Here is a 25,472-nt window from a genome sequence, read left to right as displayed (position 1 = left end):
CAAATCCCGGCCACTAGCGTCGGGAGCAAAAGTTAAAAGATAAAAGGCAAAAATATAAACTATGGAAGCTGAAACTTCGGTCTTCGTGCTTCCATTTTCAAATTTTAAAACATGAAAAAATTCACATCAGTAAAAGATATTCCCAGCATTGAAAAAGCGCTGGCAACCGCATTCGAAGTAAAAAACAACAAGTTTGGTTTTCAGCACCTGGGGAAAAACAAAACCATGGTTTTGGTATTTTTCAACTCAAGTTTGCGTACGCGCCTGAGCACCCAAAAAGCAGCCATGAACATGGGCATGAACACCATGGTGATGAACGTAAACGAAGACAGCTGGCAGCTGGAATCGGAAATGGGCGTAGTAATGGACGGCAAAAATGCCGAGCACCTGCGCGAAGCCATTCCGGTAATCGGAAAATATTGCGATGTAATTGGCGTGCGTGCTTTTGCCAAATTTGAAAACCGCGAAGACGACTATGCTGAAAAAATCCTGAGCCAGTTTGTTGAATATGCGGGCGTTCCGGTAGTAAGTATGGAAGCAGCAACCCGCCACCCGCTGCAAAGTTTTGCCGACCTGGTAACCATTGAAGAGCACAAAAAAGTTGAAAAGCCAAAAGTAGTTCTTACCTGGGCACCACACCCCCGCGCTTTGCCGCAGGCTGTTGCCAACTCGTTTGTTGAGTGGATGCGCGAAACCGATTACGAACTGGTGGTTACCCACCCGAAAGGCTACGAACTGGCACCCGAATTTATGGGCGATGTAAAAGTAGAGTACGACCAGAAAAAAGCGTTTGAAGGTGCTGATTTTATTTACGCCAAAAACTGGGCATCATATACCGATTATGGACAGATATTATCAAAGGACATGAGCTGGACCGTGGATGAAGCAAAAATGGCTTTAACAAACAATGCCAAATTTATGCACTGTTTGCCGGTACGTCGAAACATGATTGTGACTGATGGTGTTATCGACAGCCCAAATTCAATTGTTGTTGACGAAGCCTATAACCGTGAAATTACTGCACAGGCAGTACTGAAGATGATTTTGGAAGATGAGTAAGTTATTGTAATTTTGTAATGTGATGAAAACAATTACAATTGACATATCTGAAAAAGTCTATAATTTATTCAGAGGGCTTTTAAAACAACTCCCCAAAGGAAGTTACAAAATCTACGAGGAAGATCCTGATGTTCTTACTGCTGAAGAACAAAAGGAACTTTATTCAATTCAGAACAAATTGGACAAAGGCGATCTAAGTGATTTTGTTGATTGGGATGATGTTCAAGATAAGTTTTAATGTATTCCCTGAAAATTCATAAAAAAGCCTTGAAATTCCTTAATGCGCAAACACCAGCGCTAAAGAGCAATATCAGGCAAAAACTCAACCTTCTCAAAGAAAATCCATTTTCTCATCAGTTGCTTGACATAAAGAAATTAAAAGACACATCTGATTATTTCCGGTTAAGAGTAAGGAACATTAGAATTATTTACAATAATTGATGGAGAAGAATTATTAATTCTCATCACCAATGCCGGAAACAGAGGGGAAATTTATAAAAAGAAATAATGACAAAAAAAATAGAAATAATTCCTGCCATCGACCTGATTGACGCCAAATGCGTGCGACTTTCTCAAGGCGATTACAACCAGAAAACGGTTTACAACGAAAACCCGCTGGAAGTTGCAAAAATGTTTGAAGATGCAGGAATTACACGTTTACACCTTGTTGATTTGGACGGGGCAAAAGCCAAACACATTGTAAATTATAAAGTGCTTGAAACCATTGCCGGAAAAACCAATTTAGTAATCGACTTTGGTGGCGGACTAAAATCGGATAAAGATTTGGAAATTGCTTTTAACTCAGGAGCAGCAATGGTTACCGGCGGAAGTATTGCCGTAAAAGAAAAAGAAACTTTTCTGAGCTGGCTGGAGAAATTCGGTAGCGAAAAAATCATTCTGGGTGCCGACGCCAAAGACGGCAATATTGCCGTAAGTGGCTGGCTGGAAACTACTGAACTGGCGGTTATCGATTTTATCGCCGAATTCCACAAACAGGGAATCAGCAAAGTAATTTCAACAGATATTAGCCGCGACGGAATGCTGAGCGGCCCGGCTTTTGAACTGTACGCCGACATTATGAAAACGCTTCCCGAAGTGGAAATTATTGCCAGCGGCGGAATTGCCACCATGGACGACATATTAAAATTAGATGAAATGGGCGTTCCGGGCGTAATTACCGGGAAAGCCATCTATGAAAATAGAATAACTTTGAAACAGATTGAAGAGTTCATCTCATAGTTCATGAATTGGCAACCTGCAATCATTTGCCCAGGAAAAAGGCAATTGGCAAAATGCAGTAGGCAAAACATTGAACTTTAAACTCGAAACTTTAAACTCTGGTAATGCTTGCAAAACGAATAATACCATGCCTCGATATCCGCAACGGACAAACCGTTAAGGGAATCAACTTTGTTGACATTAAAGAAGTGGGCGATCCCGTTGAACTGGCTGCAAAATATGCAGCCGATGGTGCCGACGAATTGTGCTTTCTTGATATTACGGCAACACACGAAGGCCGCAAAACTTTTGTGGAGCTGGTAAAACGTATTGCAGCGCATATCAACATTCCGTTTACGGTTGGTGGCGGAATCAGCGAATTGGGCGATGCCGAAAAACTTTTGGCTGCAGGCGCCGATAAAATTTCCATCAACTCATCGGCGGTTCGTAATCCGAAACTAATCGACGACCTGGCGCTGAATTTTGGAAGCCAGTTTGTTGTAGTTGCCGTCGATGCGCGTGGTGATGAAAATGAGCACTGGACAGTTACCGTAAATGGTGGCCGCATTCCAACCGACAAAGAACTGTTTTCGTGGGCAAAAGAAGCTGAAGACCGTGGTGCCGGAGAAATACTTTTTACATCGATGAACCACGACGGAACAAAAAATGGCTTTGCCAACAAAGAGCTTTCGAAAATGGCCGATATGCTGAAGATTCCGATTATTGCATCGGGCGGCGCAGGTGCCGAAGAGCATTTTGTTGATGTTTTTACCAAGGGGAAAGCCGATGCCGGACTGGCTGCCAGTATCTTCCATTACAACGAAATTCCAATTCCGGTTCTTAAGAAATACTTAAAAGACAAAGGCATTGTAGTTCGATAGCCAATCAAAATAGTAACTTCGCAACACAATTACAGAATTTTAAATTACTCCGGGCTTCAGGCTCCGGACTTCGGACTAAAAATTATGAGACAGCTGACAGATATTTCAAAAATCGATTTCAATAAAATGGACGGGCTAATTCCGGCCATCATTCAGGATGCAGAAACGCAAAATGTATTGATGCTTGGTTTTATGAACGAAGATGCGCTTGCGAAAACACAGGAAATTGGTAAAGTAACCTTTTTTAGCCGCACCAAAAACCGTTTGTGGACCAAAGGCGAGGAATCGGGAAATTTTCTGAATGTTGTTTCAATGGCCATTGATTGCGATAATGACACGTTGCTTATAAAAGTAAATCCTGTTGGGCCGGTTTGCCACAAAGGCGACGACACCTGTTTTGAAGAAGCCAACACGGGCAACGATATTCAATTCCTGAGCTACCTGCAGGATTTTATCGACAAACGCAAAGCCGAAATGCCGGAAGGTTCGTACACCACTTCTCTTTTTCAAAAAGGCACACGAAAAATTACCCAAAAAGTTGGAGAGGAAGCTGTTGAAACCATTATTGGAGCTATGGCCAACGACGACGAAAACTTTATGTATGAAGCCGGCGATTTGCTTTATCACTTGGTAGTGTTGCTTACACATAAAGGCTACCGTATTGAAGATGTGGTTCGCGAACTGAAAAAAAGACACAAATAAAACTCTGTTTTTCAACAACTTAGAAATACCAACTATCTTTACTTGTTCCCCACCTGGTTCAGAAAATACCGCTTTTGCTGGGCCAATAAACATATTATAGAACACAGTTATGAAACATAGTTCCATAACATAGTTATAAAACATTGTATATTACTACTTTACAATTAGGCATATTTCAGCAGTACTCCGTAGCTTTGTTACATCTTCTAACTACAAAAAACCGCTTGTATGGAAACATTAACCATTTGTCCTACCAGTACCGCCACCATTTTAGCTTGTCAGCAAATTGCAAAAACCTTTAAAGAAAACATCTACGAGTTATCGATTCTGCGAAATGAATGGGATCCGGAATTCGCAACATCCTTAATGGTTTGGATTGATGACATCATCGACAAACACTACACTGAAAATCTGGATGTTTTGGAAGATGAACGCTATCGCGAATGGCACGAAATTATGGTTGAAGGGCTGCAACACCTAAAAGTTCTGAGAGCTTCCTTAAAAGTTGACTTTAAACAAGACAAGGCCTTTTTAAAAGAATTTTTCCGTATCACTGGCTATACCGACTATTTTAGCGATGCCAAAAACGGCGACCACATCAGCCTGTTTAAATTTCTGAAAACATTTGCCGCCAATTTAAACGAAAGCACAAGGCAACAGATCAGCGAAAAAGGAACTCCCGATGCCTTGTTCGACAAGATTCTTGTTTGTGCCAATCGAATCAGTCAATTCGAAGATTTTTTTATTGCCTTAGAGGGAGACACCGAACTGGATACTTACGGCAAAAAAGAAGTAGCAGAGATTTACGAAACAATACAAGACATTTGCCGGATTGCTATTGCCTACTACCAATTCGATCCGGAGATGCGTTGCAAATTCAGTTACTACAAAGTGATGGTGAACTTATAGCGACTATTTTTCGTCAACTACTTAATAATTAACTCAAAAGGCAGTCGGCCTGCTAATTTCTCACAGGCGGACTGCTATTTTTTTATGCTATTCTTCTGTTTCTTCTTCGTCAGAATCTTCAGTTTCTTCAGGAGTTTCAGCAACTTCAGGCTCCTCTTCTGACGGAGCATCTTCCGACTCATCTTCGGTAAACGGATTTACACCATCAGTAAAAATCGGATTCCTTTTCTCCTCAGCTTCTGCTACCGGAACAAAACCCTCAGGGATTTGTGCTTCCTCAGGATTATAAGGAAAAACATCTACAATCGGGCTAACCGCCAACGAAGTAACCACAAAAGGAATTACGAGGTATTCCAAACTTTCATCCAAACGATTAAGGGCTTCCTTAATATCGTCGGCCATTATCAGGTAATTTGTTTTTATTTTTTTCTCCTTACCAGCGTCCTCATCAATTGTAACCAGATTAATGGCTGCTTTAAACCACCACTCGCCATTTTCGAATGGAAAAACTTCGGCAATACGCGATTTTTTAATGTCAACAATCTGAAACTCTCCGCCACGAACCATTTGTTGCATCTGACGGATAATCCGCGTTTCGGCATCGGTGTACGACACGGCATCCAGCAAAAAGTTTTCGGTTACCATCGATTCGCTTCCGCTCTCGGAAACTTTCATATATTTTACTTTACTCTCGAACCAAGTCTGCATCATAATTTCTACATTTTTTAGAAGTGACAAAAATACATAAGCCTCAAATACTTTCACTTAAAAGCTTGCATTTTTATCAACAAAAAACCGACTACAAATTGCAGTCGGTTTCCGATTCTTTTAATCTAATTAAACTAACCAATAACTACCCTTAACCTTAATTCAATGTAAAACGAAATATATTATGCAGTTAATGTTTTAATCCTTTTCCGAGTCGTATAGTTGAAAAGAAAAATGGCCCCGCCCAACGACGGGGCCACAAACAGACAGCTACAGACTTAAAAGCTGAAGAAGATTTTAGTTGTAGGCACTCTCACCATGTTCGTAAACATCGAGGCCCTCTTCTTCAATGCGCTTAGAAACGCGCAGTATATTTGTTTTCTTCAGGATGAAGAATAATACTAAACCTAAACCGAATGCCCAGGCAAAGAATGCTAACACACCCACGGCCTGAATACCCAGTAATTTTGTTCCGTGCCCATAAAACAGGCCTTCAGAGGTTGAGAACAAACCAACAGCCAGTGTACCAAATGCACCACCCACACCGTGAACAGAGATGGCCCCAACAGGGTCGTCAACTTTTAATACCTTATCGAAGAATTCAACAGCAAATGGCAGAATGAAGCCTGCAATAATACCGATGAATAATGCTCCCATAGGATTAACAGCATCGCAACCGGCAGTAATGGCAACCAAACCGGCCAATGCACCGTTCAACGAAATGGAAAGTGACGGACGTTTGTATCGGAACCAGGCAACCAACATGGCAGTAACAGCACCGGCGGCAGCAGCCAGGTTAGTTGTTACGGCAATGTGGCCAATTGCAACAGCGTTATCAGTACCGGCAGCAGCTAACTGTGAGCCGGGATTAAATCCGAACCACCCAAACCACAGGATGAATACACCCAATGCTCCCAACGCCAGGTTGTGACCCGGAATTGCATTCGCCTTTCCGTCTTTTCCGTATTTCCCCAAACGGGGTCCGATTATAGACGCACCGGCTAAACCAACCCATGCACCAACAGAGTGAACAATAGATGAACCGGCAAAATCGTGGAATCCAAGTTGGCTCAACCAACCACCACCCCAGGTCCAGTGGCCTGAAATTGGGTAAATAACTACCGTAATTACAATACTAAAAATCAAGTAGGCTTTAAACTCGGTTCTTTCAGCCATGGCTCCCGAAACAATAGTGGCAGCAGTGGCAGCAAATACAGTTTGGAAAAACAGGTCGGCATAATCAGAATAGTTATCGCCAAAACCATCACTCATAAAGAAAAGGTCCGGCATTCCAATAAATCCTCCGATTGAGTCTCCGTACATAATTGTAAAACCAATGATCCAATACAATATAGAACCAATTGAAAAGTCCATCAGGTTTTTCATTAAGATGTTGGCGGTGTTCTTCGATCGTGTAAAACCTGCCTCTACCAGGGCAAATCCCGGCTGCATGAACATTACCAGAAATGCAGCAACCAATAACCACATATTATCTATACCTATTTGTAGGCCTTGTAAAGTTTCTTCCATGATAATCTAATCTTTTTTCAGTTACTACTCCTCTTTTCCTTTAATAAAAAGTGATTCATCGCCATGCTCTCCGGTTCTGATTCGGTATGACTCTTCGATAGGAACAACGAACACCTTGCCGTCACCAATCTCGCCTGTTCGGGCTGATCCTAAAATGGCCTGAACTGTTTTGTCAACATTCTTATCGCGAACGATTATGGATAATTTTATTCTTTCGATTGTACTGGTATCGTAAACAATACCGCGGTAAGAACGACCTTCGCGAGCCTGCCCAACTCCTCTTACATCCCAGAAAGAGAAGAATTCAATGCCTGCTTCATACAGCGCGTCTTTTACCTCTTCAAATTTTGATTTGCGTATTACTGCTTCAATTTTTTTCATCTTATTTAATATTGTTTGATTTTTAATTTATAAGATGTAACGAGCCCGAGCTTTGGACTCGTTTCATGTCAAAATATCTTCGCTGTTACAGTGAGATACCAACTGCAATATGGAATCCTCCGGTTGAAGGATTAAGCATAACAGCTCCTGAAACCGGCAGCGTAAAGCTTTCCGAAATCTGAATTTCTTTTGAGGTTCCCACCATGATGTTACAAATGTTGAAATCGCCATCATCGGTATATTGTCCGTCGCCACCACCAAGAGTAATGTCAACCGGGCCTGCAGAAACTGCTGCCTCTAAATACAAGTCGCTCGTAGTGTTGATCTCGTCATCACCAAGTCCTTCCATATAGGCGGCAGTAAAAGTAAAAGCACCAACTCCCAGGCTAACCATTGGTTCGAAGTAGTGCGATTCTCCTTCTGTCCAATCCGATTCAAACGGAAAGTAATAATCAGTTAAGGTAAAGCTTAATGAAGCATTTTCGCCCAAATCGAAACCATAACCGATGTAAAGGTCGGCCTCAGCAGCTTCCTCGGCACCGGTGCTATATGATCCCCACGCTCCAATGGCAAATCCTCCTGCACTAAACTCAACACCCGGCTGCAAAGCTGCCCCTGTTCCAAACTTGGCACCACGCCATAAATAACTACTGTAAATGTCTAAACCTGTGCTCCACTCCTGAGCTTTAACATTTGAAATTGACACAACAAATAGAAGTAAGAAGCTTGATGTAATCAGTAGTGTTTTTTTCATAATCGTTATTTTTAAAAGTTAAACTGCTTTTTTATTTTTCAATTTATTACACCCCATTTTTTCAAGGGGCTATTTGCGTTTTTACATCTTTTACAATTCTTCACCCTCGTTTTTTTGTTTCCTGATTCAAATAAATGCACTTTTTCTCACTCATACCCCAACTTGCACCTCTCATATTAATTCGCTTAACAAATTATTAATATTTGATACTTTATTTTGCCTTTTTGATATCCATGTGTGTTTTTTATTGCCGTTTTGATATTTCTGGACACAATTAACCATCAAAACACTACTTAAAGATTACTTTTTATCATTAATGGCCACTATAAGTGAGTTAGATTCCTCGCTATGCCCGTAATGACAGGCAACTCAGGAGGATGAATAGTGGCGGGGCTATTCTACAAAAACATAACTCGCTGTATTTCTGAGCATAACACCGAGAAACGGAAGATTCTTTTTCATTATCCAATTTTTTTAATGGACACTTGTGGCTTTCTATAATAAAACCAGGGAGAATTAAATACAGGAGAAAGAATAATACCTCAACGAAAGATGGAGACCATTACCACAGCGAAGTATAATCGCCCAATATTGATTAAACACTGAAGCACAAACCACTATCAGGGAATCATTTATTGATCGTAAAAATGTTTGTCGGAGGCTATTTTTCTCAAAATGCACAAAGGAATAGCTACTGATTGCTCAGTTTTCAATTCGACGCAGGGGAAAAACGATGTTTTGAATTATTTATCTCAGCTCAACCAGATACATGGTATTAAATCTGCTTGCCCTGGTTTTAGGATTTAAAAACCTGGCCGATTGACCGGTCAGTTGTTTGTGCTCTGTAAATTTCTTAACCACATTCATATTCAATTCCATTTCAAGCATATCATTATAACCTGCCTCCGAGGTATAAATCCATGCTCCCGGTTTTGGCAAAAATGCTTCCAGATCTTCTTTTTCCATAAGATATTTACCCGGAGATTTTGAATACAGAAACAAATTCCAAAGCCTGGCTTTCTCAGTATAAATACTCAGCGTTGAGTTTTCGGGGGCCTTTTCGTTAAAAATTTCAGCAGCCTCAATCGAAGTATGAAACTTAAGCATATTGGGCAACATGTTTACATTTACGGTAAACAGCATTAATGCAATGGTAAAGGTTAGCATTACAATCTGCCTCTGAAAATTAATCTTTTTTACAACCATTATACCCAACCCGGCATAAAGCAACGCGTATATACCCCAAAACCAGAAACGTTTTTCAGGAAACACCACAATCGGCAATACCAATAATATTAGTGGTCCAACAACGGCAATTACTTTATTTATAATGGCAATTCTATTTCGGGATTTTAACCGTTCTTCGGAAGAAAATAAACGCACGGTCCATTTGGCAGTAATGATATACATAAAAGGAACTGCCGAAAGCATATAGTGTGGATTTTGCTGTTTGGCTACCGACAGGATTCCCAAATAAACCACAACTGCAAAAATGTTTACTACTTCAAAATCATTCGATTTATTTTTTCTAATCCTGTTCAGGCTTGTGGCTTCTTTAATAAAAGCATAAACCATAAATATGGTCCAGGGCAACAACACGTATAACGATGTATGGAAATAGAAAGAATAATCGGCACCGCTTCCGTGATACGAGCCGGTAACACGCCCAACATTATTGGTCCAGAAATAGAATTTGATTCCCTCAAGGCCAAACTGGTTTAGCAGTCCAATCATGGCTGGCAAAATCATAACACCCACAACAACCAGGGCAATCAGCCAGCGGTAGTTAAAAATTTCTTTCCACTGCTTATGCACCAACATCGTTCCGCCAATTGCAGCAGCGGGAATTACAACTCCCACCGGTCCTTTCGCCAACATCGACAACCCCACACCAACTGCACCAAGCAAAAAGTTGTGCCACTTATGGTTTTTTAAATATGCCGAAAACTGCCACACCGCGAAAACCACAAAGTCGGCCAGTAAAGTATCGGTATGTATATCGTTGTTAAAATGCTGAAATCCCAAAGACGATACCCAAAAAAAGGCTGCCAGTAATCCGGTTTCTTTTCCGTAAAAAAGTTTCCCCAGCCGGTAAGTCGAATAAATTCCGATAAACGAAAACAACAGAACTGCCAATTTGTACGCCGGTATCGACAAACCGAACAATTTAAAAGTAACGGCCGCAATCCAAAACAGCATAGGCGGTTTCTGGTCGTAAGCAGCACCCCCGATCGTGAGGTTAATCCAATCGTTATTCATCAGCATTTCGCGGCCAACCTCTGCATATTTAGCAGCGTTGCCAACCAAAAAAACCGGCAAAGCCGATATAATAATCAAAAGCAGAAGAATAAGAACCAGAAAGTACAAACGTCGATCATTCATTAGTGCTGAATTATAGCAAGCGTAAAAACAAAAAATACTAATTTTACGCCCACATTTTTAATTTGAATACAAATGAAGAAAAATATTTCGTGGATTACAATTCTCGATATTATAGTTTATTCCGTGATTATTGGTTTTGTGGCTTATGGAAAAAGCCAAAGCAATTTTGGACAAGAAGCTTTTGATAAAGTTATTCGCGAGGATGGTTGGGTAGAATACTTAACTGCCCTGTTTTTACTTTTAGGGTCGATACTTTTTGCCAGCAAAGCAGTGAAAGCAAAAAAACAGAAAAGCGGGAAAAAAGTAATTTTTAATGCACTTGCCTCTTTTGTTTTCTTTTTCGGACTGGGAGAAGAAATTTCGTGGGGACAACGAATTTTTTCGGTACAATCCGGCGAATATTTTATGCAAAACAACTACCAGGGCGAAACCAACCTGCACAACCTTGAAATTGGCGGAGTTGATTTAAACATCCTCATCTTTTCGAAACTGATGTTTGTTGCGCTAATTAGTTACTTTATTATTCTGCCATTACTCACCTGGAAGGTGAAAGCCATTCGAAAACTGGTAATTGATTTTGGAGTTCCGATTCCACGGCTGCATCATATTATAGTTCTACTGGCGGTTAACACCTTTATTCCGTTAGCCATAAATTTGATTAAAGAAAGCGAACTACACGAACTCGCATTAACCGGAATCCTGTTTTTAATTCTGATTAATCCGGCAAAAACAATTAAGAATGTCAGTTTAACCAGTTAAGGCTGGCTAAATCCAACAACTTTAATTTCCTGAAAAGTTTGTTCTTAAGAAAGAAGTGCCTCTTTCGAATTATAAGGATCGATAAATACCAACAGTAAAACAGTAACAAATATAGCCTCCCACAGCTCCCATATTCGTCTTTCCGGAATAAGTAAAACGATAGCTGTACACACCAATATTAGTACCGAGTATTTGATTTTGGGAACAGGAATACCCCACAAATCGATTGTTCGTGTGAAAAAAGGCCACTTATTATACAGCAGAAGTGTTAAAACAAAATAAGTTCCGAAAACCACTACCAGCCCGGTCGAGAAAATCAGTTTATTCAGGTTTACACCACCTATCTCCAGGTTATGCAGGTTGGTCTCGCCCTGAAAATTATGTTGGGCAAAAAATCCCTTAGTCTCAACAGAGAATATCCTTTGCCCCCAGGAAATTTCTTCGCCAAAACCGAAAAATGTACCAATAATAATGATCAAACTCAAAGCAACCCAAAGCTTGTTCCTGTCTTTATACTGCTTGAACAGCCGAATAGCAAACAATACCGATATCAGGAGCAAACCCAGCGCTGTAAGGTTTTCAAGCGGGCCATCTTCGGCTACCATTGTGTGGCAAAAATCGTAATTGAAATAAAAACTTGCTGCCGAGTATAAAGCAACAGCAATAATCAGGTAAGATATAATAAAAAATACTCTCTTCATTGTTTAAATTTTTCCGGTAAAACCCCAATAGCTTCGTCATCAGGGCTACCAATAACGAAGTGCAAATCTAATAATATTACCTCAGAAAAATCGCTTTCAAATAAGCTTATCTAACGTCCATTTCCCACACCGGGTTTCATCGCTCAGTTCTGCATGTTATCAATAGGCTTTAGTTCAGGCAAAATGAAAGAAGCTTTCATTTGAAATTTTATCTTTGCAGTTAGTAACAATAGTGGCATCAGCGTTGCATTCGGGATTTCGCTCCACAACCTGCCTGCCGTATTCAAACGATTTTAAAATGAAACTCTGGGATAAAGGTACACCTGTTAACAAGGCAATAGAAGAATTTACTGTTGGTAAAGATCGCGAACTGGATCTGTTTTTGGCCACACACGACATTTTGGGCTCAATGGCACACGTAACCATGCTCGAATCGGTAGGGCTAATTGAAAAAGATCAGCTTCCAACACTTCTGTCCGAGTTGAAAAACCTTTATGCTATTGCCGAAAAAGGAGAATTTACGATTGAAGAAGGCGTTGAAGATGTACACTCTCAGGTTGAATTTATGCTTACCGAAAAACTGGGCGACCTCGGTAAAAAAATTCACAGCGGACGCTCGCGTAACGACCAGGTTTTACTCGACCTGAAACTGTTTACCCGCGATGCCATTAACGAAATTGCCGAAACAACCTCGGGCCTCATCGACATTCTGTTAAAACGCGCCGAAGAAACAAAAGACATTTTAATGCCGGGCTACACTCACCTGCAGGTGGCCATGCCATCGTCGTTTGGATTGTGGTTTAGCGCCTACGCCGAGAGCTTGTCTGACGATTTGGAATTGCTTTTGTCGGCTTTTAACATTACCAATCAAAACCCATTGGGCTCGGCAGCCGGTTATGGCTCGTCATTCCCGCTAAACCGCCAGTTAACAACCGACCTGCTCGGATTTAACAACATGAACTACAACGTGGTTTATGCGCAAATGGGGCGTGGAAAGGTTGAAAAAATTGTTTCGTTTGCCATAGCAAACATTGCCGGCACACTATCGAAACTGGCTTACGATGTTTGTTTGTTTATGAGTCAGAATTTCAACTTTGTGAGCCTGCCCACCGAGTTTACTACGGGCTCGAGCATTATGCCCCACAAAAAAAATCCCGATGTTTTTGAGCTCACCCGTGCCCGCTGTAATAAACTACAAGGCGTTCCGGCACAAATCGGCTTAATTATTAATAACCTGCCAAGCGGTTACTTCCGCGACCTGCAAATGGTGAAGGAAGTTTTCCTTCCGTCGTTTAAAGAAATGAACGACTGCCTGAATATTGTTAGCCTGGCTATCGATAAAATGTCGGTAAACACCGAAATACTTAACGATGACAAATACAACTACCTGTTTAGCGTTGAGGAAGTAAACAAACTGGTGCTACAAGGAGTTCCATTCCGCGAGGCCTACAAACAAATTGGTGCTCAAATTGAAGCGGGAAACTTTGCGCCCGAAAAATCCGTAAACCACACCCACGAAGGGAGCATCGGAAATTTGTGTCTGGATAGTATTTCAAATAAGAAAGAGGAAATCATTAAAAAATTTCTATTTAACAAAATTGAAGAAGCAAAAAGAAACCTGCTTCAGTAAGATTTAAGGTTATTTGAATCCCAACAAATGTCAGACTCATAAAAAATACATAGAAAGGATTTACGTTTTTTATGATTTTTCTCAAGGTTAATTGTATGTTATTAAACACAATTTACACCTGGTAAGATTGCGAATACACACCTCTTTGATTATTTTTGATTTCACTTCGTAAGTAAAAACGGGATTTTGGCTTACAATTTTGCAGTAATTCGGCATTGACAGCAGCCAATTGCTGCGCTAGTGCGAATTTTAAAGAGAAAGGAAAAAATGATGCAGACAAAAAAACCTGTAACAAAGGGATTGTACCGCCCTGAATTTGAACATGGGAGTTGTGGTATCGGGTTTGTAGCAAACCTTAAAGGCAGAAAGAAACACAGTGTGATTTCTGATGCTTTGTCGATGCTGGCTCGCATGGAACATCGCGGGGGTACCGGGTTTGATATAAAAAGCGGTGACGGTGCAGGGATATTACTACAAATTCCACATGAACTTTTTATGGAAGAATGTCCGAAACAGGACATTAAATTACCTCAGTTTGGCGAATATGGCGTGGCCATGATTTTCTTCCCCAAGGAGGACCGTAAACGTTCAGAGTGTAAAGATATTATCGGACGAAATCTAAAGAAATTTGGACTACCTTATCTGGGCTATCGTAAAGTTCCGGTTGACAATTCAGACCTGGGACGCGATTCACTGGCTTCGGAACCCTATGTACAGCAATTGTTCATTGGCAAACCCGATGGCATGTCGGAGGGCGAGTTCGACCGCAAACTTTTTGTTTTCAGAAAATACACCGAAAAACTGGTTCGCGAGTCGGTTGCCGGAATTGGCTACAACGGAATGAATATAATTTCGTGTTCCTATAAAACCATCATTTATAAAGGTCAGTTAACAACCGAGCAGGTTTCGTTGTATTTTAAAGATCTTACCAACCCATTGGCCGTAAGTGCCATTTCGTTGGTACACTCGCGCTTTTCAACCAACACTTTCCCATCGTGGAAACTGTCGCAGCCTTTCCGCTACATCGCACACAACGGCGAAATCAATACCAACAAGGGTAACATCAACTGGATGCGTGCCCGCGAAGTGCTTTTGGAGTGCTCGAAATTTACAAAAGAAGAGTTGGAGATGATCTTCCCGATCTGTGATTTAAGAGATTCGGACAGTGCCAACCTCGATATGGCCATTGAAATGCTTGTGCTAAGCGGACGATCGTTACCACATGTAATGATGATGCTTATTCCTGAAGCATGGCAAAATAATCCGGATATGGATACGAAAAAGAAAGAGTTCTACGAATTCTATTCGGCTATGATGGAACCATGGGATGGCCCGGCATCGGTATGTTTTACTGATGGTGTTTTGGTTGGAGCAACACTCGACCGTAACGGTTTGCGCCCGTCGCGTTATTGCCTTACCGAAGATGACACATTAATAATGTCGTCAGAAACCGGAGCAATCGATGTTCCGCACGACCAGGTAAAGATCAGAGGTCGTTTGCAACCGGGAAAAATGTTTGTTGCCGATTTGGAACAAGGCCGCATTATTTCTGACGAAGAAGTTAAAGCTGAAATTTGTTCCAGCCAACCTTATGGCGAATGGGTAAAAGAAAATATGACTTACCTGGACGAACTTCCTTTTATTCCTGACCTGGAATTAAAAGAGCCGGATAAGAAAACGGTATTTAAACGCCAAAAAGCTTTCGGATTCACCCACGAAGATATTGAGGTAATCCTGAAACCGATGGCAATGAACGGAAGCGAAGCCCTTGGCTCAATGGGCGCCGACAACCCGCTGGCTGTTCTTTCAGATCGTCCGGTGCATTTGTCGCACTACTTTAAACAATTATTCGCCCAGGTTACCAATCCGCCAATCGACCCCATCAGGGAACGTATTGTAATGGATTTGCGTACCTATCTGGGTGGTTTTAAAAATATTCTGACAGAGTCGCCTGAACACTGTCGCAGGATTGCAGTTCACCAGCCTGTTTTAACCAACGAGCAGTTGATTAAACTGGCGTACGTGGATCACACACATTTCCAAACCAAAAAGATCAGCATTGTTTTCCACGCCGATGGAAAAGAAGGAACGCTGGAAACCAAACTGGAGCGTTTGTGTCAGTATGTTGAAGATGCGATTGACGAAGCTTATTCAATCATTTTGCTCTCCGACTTTGCGGTTAGCACCGACCATGCGCCTATTCCTTCGTTACTGGCAGCTTCGGCTGTTCACCACCACTTAATCCGTGTTGGAAAGCGCGGAAAAGCCGACATTATTATGGAAGCCGGCGATGTGCGCGAAGTACACCATTTTGCTACCTTGTTGGGCTATGGAGTTTCTGCCGTAAATCCATACATGGCAATTGATACCATCAAGAATCTGGTTGATGAAGGAGCATTGGGAGACATTACCAAAGATCAGGCAATACAAAACTACGTAAAAGCCATTGGCGGCGGACTGTTGAAAGTATTCTCGAAAATGGGTATTTCAACCCTGGCATCGTACCAGGGAGCACAGATCTTTGAAGCTGTTGGAATCAAGCAGGAAGTAATTGACAAGTACTTTACCGGAACCGTTAGCCGTGTTGAAGGTCTGAGTCTTGACGACATTGCCAAAGAAGCAATGATGCGTCATCGTCAGGGATTCCCTACCCGCCAGGGCGGAGCGAAAGTTTTGGAGCCGGGTGGCGAATACCACTGGCGTAAAGATGGCGAGCGCCACTTGCTGAGTCCTGAAGCCATTCAACTGATTCAGGAGGCAACAAGAAAGAACGATTACGAGAAATACAAAAAATACTGTAATGTAGTTGACGATCAGGCCAAAGCCGCATTCACTCTGCGTGGATTGATGGACTTTACTTCCGACCGCCAGTCGATTCCACTCGACGAAGTAGAACCGGCAGAAAGCATTCTTACCCGTTTTGCTACGGGAGCAATGTCGTTTGGCTCTATCTCGTGGGAAGCACACACTACGCTGGCCATTGCCATGAACCGCATTGGTTCAAAATCAAACTCGGGCGAAGGTGGTGAAGACCCGATTCGTTATACCAAGCTGCCAAACGGCGACGACATGTGCTCGGCTACCAAGCAGATCGCATCAGGACGTTTCGGAGTAAACAGCTACTACCTCAGCAAGGCCAAAGAGTTGCAGATTAAAATGGCGCAGGGAGCAAAACCGGGCGAAGGTGGTCACCTTCCGGGCCACAAAGTTAATGGCTGGATCGGACGCACACGTAACTCAACTCCTGGTGTAGGATTGATTTCTCCTCCACCACACCACGATATCTATTCTATCGAGGATTTGGCGCAGTTGATCTTCGACCTGAAAAACAGTAACCGCGATGCACGTATTAACGTGAAACTGGTTTCTGAAACCGGTGTAGGTACTGTTGCTGCAGGAGTTTGTAAAGCAAAAGCTGATGCCGTTCTTATCTCGGGATACGACGGAGGAACAGGTGCATCGCCACTTAGTTCGATCAAACATGCCGGATTGCCGTGGGAGCTTGGATTGTCGGAAACACACCAAACGCTGGTTCGCAACCGTTTACGTAACCGTATTGTTGTTCAGTCGGATGGTCAGATGAAAACATCGCGCGACCTTGCTATTGCAACATTGCTTGGTGCTGAAGAGTGGGGAGTTGCCACAATGGCATTGGTTGTTGAGGGCTGTATAATGATGCGTAAATGCCACAGCAACACTTGTCCTGTAGGTGTCGCAACACAAAACGAAAGATTGCGTGGTAAATTTAAAGGTAATCCCGATCATGTTGTAAACTACTTCGAATTTCTTGTTGAAGGTCTTCGTGAGATTATGGCAGAGCTGGGCTTCCGCTCAATTAACGAAATGGTTGGTCAGTCGCAGTGCCTGAAGTTTAAAGACGACATTGATCACTGGAAATATAAAGGACTTGACCTGAGCCCGATTCTGTATAAAGAAGAAATGGGTCAGGAAGAAGGTCTTTACTGCAGCAAAAAACAAGATCACCAGTTGGAAGAAATCCTCGACTGGAAACTCGTTGAAGCTTCACAAAAAGCAATTGTGAACGGCGAAAAAGTGTCGGCACAATTCGAAATAAAAAATATCAACCGAAGTGTTGGTACCGTTCTGTCGCACGAAGTAACCAAAGTACATAAAGGAGAAGGATTGCCCGACGGAACCATCCATTTTAAAATGAAAGGATCGGCAGGACAATCGTTTGGTGCATTTGTTTGTAAAGGTATCGAACTGGAAGTTGAAGGAGATGCAAACGACTATTTCGGAAAAGGATTATCCGGTGGTCATTTATCCATCTACCCGGCTAAAAACGTACAGTTTATCCCGGAACAAAACATCATTGTAGGTAACGTTTGTTTTTACGGAGCAACAGGCGGCGAAGCTTATATTCGCGGTGTTGCCGGCGAGCGTTTCTGTGTTCGTAACTCGGGCGCACAAGTTGTTGTTGAAGGTATTGGCGACCACGGTTGCGAATACATGACGGGAGGAAAAACTGTTATTCTTGGAAAAACAGGACGAAACTTTGGAGCAGGAATGTCAGGTGGCGTTGCTTATGTTCTCGACATTGATGGAGATTTCCCAAGTCTTTGTAACAAGGGAATGATTCAGCTGGAAAGAGTTACGGATAAGGAAGAGCAGGAAGAACTGAAAGCAATGATCCAGAAACATATGGACAAAACCGAATCGACAGTGGCTGAATATGTTCTATCTGACTGGGAAGAGACAATAGGCAAGTTTGTGAAAGTAATTCCTACTGATTACAAACGAATGCTGACCTACATTGAAAAAGCCCGCAAATCGGGTAAATACGAAAAAGAGTCGGATGTTATTGATGCTGCATTTGATATGCATTTGGCCAATTTGTAATTTTTATAGACGCTAAGACATGGGAAAGCCAACAGGATTTTTAGAATATAAAAGAGTTTCCAATCCAACCCGAAAAATTGAGGAACGCCTCAAAGATTGGAACGAGGTATACATATTACGCGATAAAGAAACGTGTGAAACACAGGGGGCACGCTGCATGGATTGTGGTGTTCCATTCTGTCATCGCGGAGAGCTATTACACAACGGAGCATCGGGATGTCCGGTTTATAACCTGATTCCTGAGTGGAACGATTTGATTTATAAAGGACAGTGGAAAGATGCACTGGAACGTCTTCACCACACTAACAACTTTCCTGAATTTACAGGAAGAGTTTGTCCTGCACCTTGCGAAGCAGGATGTGTGTTGGGAATTAACGAACCGGCTGTTACAATTCACGACAACGAACGTACCATTATCGATAATGGGTTCGAGCAGGGCTGGGTAGTTCCTGAGCCACCGGAATCGCGCACAGGAAAAACAGTTGCTGTAGTAGGATCAGGTCCGGCAGGACTGGCATGTGCTGCTCAGTTGAACAAAGCAGGTCATACCGTTACTGTTTTCGAACGCGACGACCGTATTGGCGGTTTGCTGATGTACGGTATTCCAAACATGAAACTGGATAAAGACGTAGTACAACGTCGTGTTGATATCCTGGAAGCAGAAGGTATTATTTTCAAAACCAATACTGAAGTTGGAAAAGACATTCGTGCCAAAAAACTGCTCGACAATTTTGATGCAGTTGTTTTAACCACCGGAGCTACAAAACCACGCGACCTGAATGTTGAAGGCCGTGAACTGGATGGCGTACACTTCGCTATGGAGTTTCTGAAAGCCAACACAAAAAGTTTGCTCGACAGTAAACTGGAAGATGGAAATTATATTTCTGCAAAAGATAAAAACGTAATTGTAATTGGTGGTGGCGATACCGGTACCGACTGTGTTGCTACATCGCTGCGTCATGGTTGCAAAAGCATAACTCAGTTGGAGATTATGGCACAGCCACCAAAAGAACGTAACAGCGATGCTAATCCATGGCCTGAGTGGCCGGGCAACGAAAAAACCGATTACGGCCAGCATGAGGCCATTGTTGCAAAAGGAAAAGATCCGCGTAAATATTCGATAATGACCACCAAAATTGAAGGTGAAAACGGCAAAGTAAAAGCTATACACACCGTTCAGGTGGATTGGGTAAAAACCGATAATGGCGGCAGAATGCCACAGGCAGTTCCGGGTACCGAACGTTACATTAAGGCAGACTTGGTTCTGTTGGCGATGGGCTTTTTAGGACCGGAAGACAAAATTGCCGAAGAGATTGATATGGAGCGTGATGCACGTTCGAATTACAAAGCCGAATACGGCCAGTTTAAAACCAGCATTAAAAAGGTTTTTGCTGCCGGTGATTCACGCCGCGGACAATCGTTGGTGGTTTGGGCCATTAACGAAGGTCGCGCCGCTGCCCGCGAAGTAGATACTTACTTAATGGGCGACACTGTTTTGCCTTAATAAGGCAATTGTTCTGTAACAAGAGCGATAAAATACGCTCAAACAAAATTTGAAAATTAGCATACGCCGTAGTGGACTACGAAATTTTATAGTGCAGTTTTTTCAGGAGTTCCGGCTAATGGAGGAAATTTACACCAATTGTTTTTCAGTGTGAGCCTTAAGCGAAACGGTGAAATTACAATGGTTAATGCCGATTGAAGAGGAGATTTATCTTAGATAAGGCTCGTTCTGATTTCACATCGGTATTATTTATCCGAAACTAAATCACTTTCCCTTGACCAGAATGTGAAACGCCGGTTCTCCTTTTTTCTTGCAAAATTTTAATTCAAAATAGAGGGTTTCCGGTTGGAGACCCTTTTTTGTGGTGGTCACTTGTATGTGGTCGGGCGGTTCCGATGCAATCGGGAGTGTCAGACCCGCAGGAAAGTGGGCGCAAGGTCTGACTTGTCAGACCGCTAAAACCCCCGCCTGCCATATTACAAATTGTTATGCACTGTACTTTATTGTTTAATATCATTTAGCAATTCTTCAATTTCCATCAGTGTTTCCATTTGTGATATATTTTTTCCATTTCCTAATGCATAAATGTTGTCACAAGTCTTAACCAGTCTTCCGAGTAAAGTATTGTCTATAGGAGACCATGTCTCACCAATTTTTACCTGCCCATTTATATCTGTTGTAGCAAAATAGTAAGTTATTCCATCAAATCCCATTAAATCATCTTCTGACCTTTTTGTTTGTTCCTCTAATATTAGGAATAAGTCAACTATCTTGGAATATAAGTCTTTAATCAATTCTTTCTTGTTTGAAACTAGTTTAACTCTTTTTCTGTTTTTTGCATACCAATAACTTTCTGACAGACTGTTACTCACAACATAGTTTTTGCCATCTATTTTCTCAATGGAAAAAGAATATTCATTCGAGAAAGCTGGCATTGAAGTGTATCTCGCAATTGGTTTATTAGAATACCCTTTATACAATACTGCAAAAACATTGTCGTAATATTCTTTTAAATCTCCTTCATATCGGTTAAAGTCCTTTGCTATTTCTAAATGTTGTTTTTGCCCAAAACATAAAAATGTTGTCAAAACAAAAGCTAATATTAAAATTGCTTGTCTCATTGTCCTTTTAGTATTGTGCATAACGGTCACTTGCAAGTTGTCGTTGCGGATTTCGAAGAGCGTCAGTGTCCGCTAGGACATGACGGTCAAGAAAGGAGCAGAGACAACGCACACCACTGCACCCGTAATGCAATTTGCAAATTGTTAGCGATAGGTTTTTATTTATTTTATTCAAATGTTGGTGCATATCTAAAAGGTTGACATATTAATGTGTCTCCGTTAAAATATATTCCCATTTTATTGCTATCAAACTCAAACGGATTAAATACCAATTCAGGTCCGTTAGATACTTTAATTTTAAGATTTGTTATTGCGCTTTTATTAAAGACGATTGTTGTTGCTTTTCCTAATGATTCGTCTGTGGAAACTGAATTTTCTTTTAATGAAATATTGTCATAATTAATTTCAATTATGTCGTCCTTAAAACCAGACAGGAAAAATAAATACAAAACATTGTTGTCTAATTTATTTTCATGCCTTTCTATTTCATTGTTTTCAATGTAATTATGGAGAACTTTAATTTCATAATGTTTAGTTTTTGTGGTACATCCGACGAATACCAATAAAGTCAATATCATTATTAAACTTCTCATAATTTTTTCCTTTAAACTTATCGCTAACGTATATGTATATCACAGTGTGCTATACACCTTATTATCTCGCAGCTTCGCAAACAGCTGGTAAAAGCCATTTTACCGGGTAAAATCTGTTGATTATGTGGTTTACTATTTGCAAGAGATTTTTCCAATGTATCGGGCATTTATAATCTTTAGTGCATTAAAGCTAAGCATAATTTTTATGACATTGAAAAAATTGTGTTCGACGAATGTCATTATGCCATTCCTTGCCCTACGCAAAACTGAGGCAATGTCAACCCGACATTTGTTCCCCGATGCAAAGTTGGAGCAATGTCAACTTCCCATTCGCTCCCCAATGCTCAGGTGGAGCAATGTCGGCTTCCCATTCGCTGCCTGGCCCATAGGCGGGAGAATGTCGTTATGCCATTTGCTCAACAGCTTAATATCTTCTAAAACATATAAAAATAGTTGCTGTATTTCAGTATGTTGTTGTAAATTACTTAACAATAACAACCACAGCACTTTTTCTACCCTGTAAAAATGCAAAGGTTAACCAATTACAAACTAAAATTTAAAATTATGATTGACAATCTTATGTCTACCAGTCGTGTCACTGAAGTTGACGCCGTAAGTATGCGCATGCTTGGCGCTTACCAAACCACATCGCTTAATACCGATCAGCACCTTAGTGCCATGTTCACCGGGTTAGAAAGCCTGTCGGCAGCCCTTACCACTGCCATAAACCGTGGTAAGGCCGAAAGCGATCTGGAAGAAAAAGACGAAGCCCGCGACACACAAATCCGTGCGCTGTACTATGTAGTTATGGGTTTCTTACATCACCCCAATGCAGCTATTCGGCAAGCTGCCCAAACGGTAGATAAGGTATTTGAAAAATACGGTGTTAGTATTACCGGCGAGAGCTATGCCACTGAGTCGTCACTTATTGCCTCGCTACTCAACGACCTGTCTAAACAAAAAGCTCAGGATGCCATTGCCTTACTTCCGGGTTGCGCCGATGTAATAACAGCCCTGCAAGCGGCACAGCAGGCATTCGAGGCTGCCCGTATTACCTACGAACAGGAGAAGGCACAGGAAAGCACCCAGGCCAGTGCCACCAAACAAAAACCGGAGCTTGTGGCGCTTATTAACGATAAAATAGTGGTGTACCTGCGCGCCATGGAGGTAGTTGACGTGGAAACCTATGGCGCCTTTGCACGCACCATTGCCACCATTATTGCCGAAAACAACGAAGTGGTGAAAAAACGCCGAAAGAAAGAAGAACCTGTGGGTTAATTGATAAATTTTGTTTAACACGTTAAATGGGGATGTTGCCTTGTGCGCATCCCTTTTTTTGTTCTGCTGCCCCTGGTTTACAACTACGGTGTACACACAACCTAAATATTCCCATTTTCAAATGATTCTGCAACGATTTTTCGTTCGGAACAAGCTGACCAATTCTAATCAATTTTAGACGCCGAACGATTTTTTATCGATCTTTTACCCGGCGCTTTGCGTCTTCGTAAACTCAACCACTCGCACCGGGCTATTGCCTGTCGCCCACTTCGGGGCTTTAAGCGCCAAGGGTGCATAATCAATAGCCCGGGGGAAGCACCCGCAGGGAGCGCAGCCCCGGGGATAGAAGAGAAAAATGACAAAGGCGCAACTGCTTCCGGTTTTTGAAATACAACCCTATCTTGCGCCGCATATTAAAAGTCGATTGCAAAGGGCTATTGCCTGTCGCCCGCTTCGGGGCTTTAAGCACCAAGGGTGCGTAATCAATAGCCCGGGGGAAGCACCCGCAGGGAGCGCAGCCCCGGGGACAGAAGAGAAAAATGACAAAGGCGCAACTACTACCGGTTTTTGAAATACAACCCTCTCTTGCGCCGCATATTAAAAGTCGATTGCACCGGGCTATTGCCTGTCGCCCACTTCGGGTCTTTAAGCACCAAGGGTGCGTAATCAATAGCCCGGGGGAAGCACCCGCAGGGAGCGCAGCCCCGGGGATAGAAGAGAAAAATGACAAAGGCGCAACTGCTACCGGTTTTTGAAATACAACCCTATCTTGCGCCGCATATTAAAAGTCGATTGTAAAGCAGGATCCCTAGAATAATTGTGTGTACACCGTAGTAGTTTGCAAAGAGGTGTCGCTGAGCCGTATCATCAATTGGTATAATTTGATTAAACCAATCCCCCTTTAATTCCCCCTTCGCCAAGCCTGCCTGCCAGTAGGCAGGGGGGATTGCACTTCGAGGCACGTTCTCCTTTTTTCTTGCAAAATTTTATTCTGCTTTTACGATTATCCTGCGGTAGCTGGTTAAGTTGGGAACGCCACCATCGCTAACCTCACAAATTACATGAAACTCTTTTCCTGCAGCATCAGACGGTACCTGAACCGTGACAGTATTAGATTCACTGCTTGCTATTTCTATTTCTCCGGCGTAATTCCCGGCTTCAGGTATTGCCCACCATTTAAAGTGTAACCGATCGCCATCAGGGTCGAATGATTTTGATGCGTTGAGTTGTAATTCTTCCCCTGCTTTGCAAACTTTCTCGATTGGTTTAATGCCTTTATCGCCGTTAACCATTACAACCGGATTGCGGTTTCCCTTTCCTTCTTTGGCCCAATCCATACGGGCAGCAAAATTGTTAAATATTGCCGGATAAAAATAAGCGAAGTATTTTGTGCTAATGTTATAGGGTTCTCCGGTATAATTTGTGTAAGCATTTGTGAGGCTATCGCGCCCCAGGCCAAACTCAAAATAACCGCTCCAACTCACCTGGGTTGGAACATCCGGATTTGATAATCCATTGGGCATAACGTGCATAAAGGCCGGCGTATCGCCTTCAACACCCCATTTGTATTTTGGATATAGAGCACCCAAATTACCGTGATTTTGAATATGACGTGCGTATTCATTCCAGTTATTAACGCCCGTTGCGTTTTGATGTTTCCAGGCACATTCATCCCAAAAAAATAGCAGGTCATTTTCAAAACCCCTCATCCACTGATGAGAACTAATGTCATAACGACTGGTATCTCCGCTCGACCATGGCCTGTCCTGATCGGTAATAGTATAAATACGAAATTTATGCAGAAAGGCTTTTAGTTCTTCGGGAGTCCGCTCCTGTTGTATGCGCCAAATGGCCTGGGCAAATGTATTTCCACCGCCCCAAACAGTAATCCATATCGGACGGTCATCCTTTTCATCGGCCAAATCAATTATCCGTTTACTTCCTTCTGAGTCATTGTCCTCACCAATAAATTTCAGGCCCATTTTTGTACTTCCCATCACAGTTCGCTTGCGCAAATAATCCACCGACGGCCAGTAACCAATTTCCTGCGTCAATTCATCATCGGCAAACGCTTCCTGATTTGATCGTTTTTTCAAATTGGGTAAATCCTTCTCATAGGCATTTAAGGCATCGTGAATTAAATCGATACGCTCTTTTCCGCCATTATTACTCCACCCCGTTGTGGCAATTAACGCTTCAATCTCAAACTGATCGGCATGTACCAGCAAACGAATCATCGACTCCATATCGTCTGGCTCAATATCATTCGGTGCAATATCAGTTAGTACTACAATTCGTGGTTTTAAATCTTTGGTTTCGGGTTCGTTTGTTGTGCAAGCTTGTGTTAGCACAAAGCTTAAAGCTAATAAGGCAATGTTTTTTAGTTTCATTTCATTCGGTTTTTATACCTATACTTTTTTGAATGCAGTTTTACAACAGTTTGTCTTTATTGCAATTCCGCCAACCTGGGTTCTTTGGTTTAAAAATAGTTTTAAAAACTTG

Annotated in this window: 20 protein-coding genes; 11 read left to right on the top strand and 9 right to left on the bottom strand. The window is 42.0% G+C overall.

The window, feature by feature from the left end:
* Window positions 1–111: 111 nt before the first annotated feature.
* The 6 genes from BMW53_RS06095 (at window position 112) to BMW53_RS06065 (ending at window position 4,769) form a co-directional block, all read left to right on the top strand.
* Window positions 112–1,059 carry an N-acetylornithine carbamoyltransferase gene (locus BMW53_RS06095; protein WP_038557954.1) on the top strand — a complete coding sequence of 316 codons (948 nt, stop codon included), beginning with the start codon at window positions 112–114 and terminating at the stop codon, window positions 1,057–1,059.
* 22 nt (window positions 1,060–1,081) lie between these two features.
* Window positions 1,082–1,297, top strand: coding sequence for a hypothetical protein (locus BMW53_RS06090; RefSeq protein WP_038557952.1), 216 nt, complete (start codon window positions 1,082–1,084; stop codon window positions 1,295–1,297).
* A gap of 269 nt (window positions 1,298–1,566) precedes the next feature.
* Entirely contained in the window at window positions 1,567–2,298 is a 732-nt protein-coding gene (hisA, locus tag BMW53_RS06080) for a 1-(5-phosphoribosyl)-5-[(5-phosphoribosylamino)methylideneamino]imidazole-4-carboxamide isomerase (protein WP_174416369.1), read from the top strand.
* Window positions 2,299–2,402: 104 nt separating this feature from the next.
* Entirely contained in the window at window positions 2,403–3,158 is a 756-nt protein-coding gene (gene hisF, locus BMW53_RS06075) for an imidazole glycerol phosphate synthase subunit HisF (RefSeq protein WP_038557949.1), read from the top strand.
* 84 nt (window positions 3,159–3,242) lie between these two features.
* Window positions 3,243–3,860 carry a bifunctional phosphoribosyl-AMP cyclohydrolase/phosphoribosyl-ATP diphosphatase HisIE gene (gene hisIE / locus BMW53_RS06070; protein WP_038557947.1) on the top strand — a complete coding sequence of 206 codons (618 nt, stop codon included), beginning with the start codon at window positions 3,243–3,245 and terminating at the stop codon, window positions 3,858–3,860.
* Between the two features lie 228 nt (window positions 3,861–4,088).
* Entirely contained in the window at window positions 4,089–4,769 is a 681-nt protein-coding gene (locus tag BMW53_RS06065; protein WP_038557945.1) for a hypothetical protein, read from the top strand.
* A gap of 87 nt (window positions 4,770–4,856) precedes the next feature.
* Here the strand turns inward: BMW53_RS06065 and BMW53_RS06060 are convergent, their stop codons facing one another.
* The 5 genes from BMW53_RS06060 to BMW53_RS06040 all read right to left on the bottom strand — a co-directional run bounded on the left by BMW53_RS06060 (window position 4,857) and on the right by BMW53_RS06040 (window position 10,524).
* On the bottom strand, window positions 4,857–5,480 hold the full coding sequence (locus BMW53_RS06060; protein ID WP_139178034.1) for a DUF4494 domain-containing protein: 624 nt from the start codon (window positions 5,478–5,480) through the stop codon (window positions 4,857–4,859).
* Window positions 5,481–5,774: 294 nt separating this feature from the next.
* Complete coding sequence (locus tag BMW53_RS06055; protein ID WP_038557942.1) at window positions 5,775–7,007, bottom strand: ammonium transporter; 1,233 nt, start codon at window positions 7,005–7,007, stop codon at window positions 5,775–5,777.
* A 24-nt stretch (window positions 7,008–7,031) separates the two neighbouring features.
* Window positions 7,032–7,388: a P-II family nitrogen regulator gene (locus BMW53_RS06050; protein ID WP_038557940.1), complete on the bottom strand. Its 357-nt coding sequence runs from the start codon at window positions 7,386–7,388 to the stop codon at window positions 7,032–7,034.
* Between the two features lie 85 nt (window positions 7,389–7,473).
* A complete protein-coding gene (locus BMW53_RS06045; protein ID WP_051567780.1) occupies window positions 7,474–8,142 on the bottom strand; it encodes a TorF family putative porin in 669 nt (222 codons plus the stop codon).
* 747 nt (window positions 8,143–8,889) lie between these two features.
* Window positions 8,890–10,524, bottom strand: a complete 1,635-nt coding sequence (locus BMW53_RS06040; protein ID WP_038557938.1) for an ArnT family glycosyltransferase — start codon at window positions 10,522–10,524, stop codon at window positions 8,890–8,892.
* A gap of 72 nt (window positions 10,525–10,596) precedes the next feature.
* Here BMW53_RS06040 and BMW53_RS06035 point away from each other — a divergent pair, with 72 nt between their 5' ends.
* Window positions 10,597–11,283: a hypothetical protein gene (locus tag BMW53_RS06035; RefSeq protein ID WP_051567778.1), complete on the top strand. Its 687-nt coding sequence runs from the start codon at window positions 10,597–10,599 to the stop codon at window positions 11,281–11,283.
* A gap of 44 nt (window positions 11,284–11,327) precedes the next feature.
* Here the strand turns inward: BMW53_RS06035 and BMW53_RS06030 are convergent, their stop codons facing one another.
* Entirely contained in the window at window positions 11,328–11,984 is a 657-nt protein-coding gene (locus BMW53_RS06030; protein ID WP_051567776.1) for a hypothetical protein, read from the bottom strand.
* A 298-nt stretch (window positions 11,985–12,282) separates the two neighbouring features.
* Here BMW53_RS06030 and argH point away from each other — a divergent pair, with 298 nt between their 5' ends.
* From argH to BMW53_RS06015, 3 genes are all read left to right on the top strand, one after another.
* A complete protein-coding gene (gene argH / locus BMW53_RS06025; protein ID WP_038564466.1) occupies window positions 12,283–13,614 on the top strand; it encodes an argininosuccinate lyase in 1,332 nt (443 codons plus the stop codon).
* Window positions 13,615–13,881: 267 nt separating this feature from the next.
* Window positions 13,882–18,474, top strand: a complete 4,593-nt coding sequence (gene gltB / locus BMW53_RS06020; RefSeq protein ID WP_245749018.1) for a glutamate synthase large subunit — start codon at window positions 13,882–13,884, stop codon at window positions 18,472–18,474.
* A 19-nt stretch (window positions 18,475–18,493) separates the two neighbouring features.
* Window positions 18,494–19,978, top strand: coding sequence for a glutamate synthase subunit beta (locus BMW53_RS06015; RefSeq protein ID WP_038557935.1), 1,485 nt, complete (start codon window positions 18,494–18,496; stop codon window positions 19,976–19,978).
* Window positions 19,979–20,478: 500 nt separating this feature from the next.
* Here the strand turns inward: BMW53_RS06015 and BMW53_RS06010 are convergent, their stop codons facing one another.
* Together BMW53_RS06010 and BMW53_RS06005 are read right to left on the bottom strand one after the other, a co-directional pair.
* Window positions 20,479–21,099, bottom strand: a complete 621-nt coding sequence (locus BMW53_RS06010) for a hypothetical protein (RefSeq protein ID WP_038557933.1) — start codon at window positions 21,097–21,099, stop codon at window positions 20,479–20,481.
* Window positions 21,100–21,266: 167 nt separating this feature from the next.
* Window positions 21,267–21,692: a hypothetical protein gene (locus BMW53_RS06005; RefSeq protein WP_139178033.1), complete on the bottom strand. Its 426-nt coding sequence runs from the start codon at window positions 21,690–21,692 to the stop codon at window positions 21,267–21,269.
* A 564-nt stretch (window positions 21,693–22,256) separates the two neighbouring features.
* Here BMW53_RS06005 and BMW53_RS05995 point away from each other — a divergent pair.
* Entirely contained in the window at window positions 22,257–22,970 is a 714-nt protein-coding gene (locus BMW53_RS05995) for a DUF6261 family protein (RefSeq protein WP_139178032.1), read from the top strand.
* A gap of 986 nt (window positions 22,971–23,956) precedes the next feature.
* Here BMW53_RS05995 and BMW53_RS05980 read toward each other — a convergent pair.
* Window positions 23,957–25,360: a DUF1593 domain-containing protein gene (locus BMW53_RS05980; protein WP_038557925.1), complete on the bottom strand. Its 1,404-nt coding sequence runs from the start codon at window positions 25,358–25,360 to the stop codon at window positions 23,957–23,959.
* Window positions 25,361–25,472: the final 112 nt, after the last annotated feature.

Origin of the sequence: Draconibacterium orientale (assembly GCF_900111425.1) — a bacterium.
Lineage (GTDB): Bacteria > Bacteroidota > Bacteroidia > Bacteroidales > Prolixibacteraceae > Draconibacterium > Draconibacterium orientale.
Note: the sequence above shows the minus strand (reverse complement) of the source record. Positions and strands in the feature narration are given on the sequence as shown.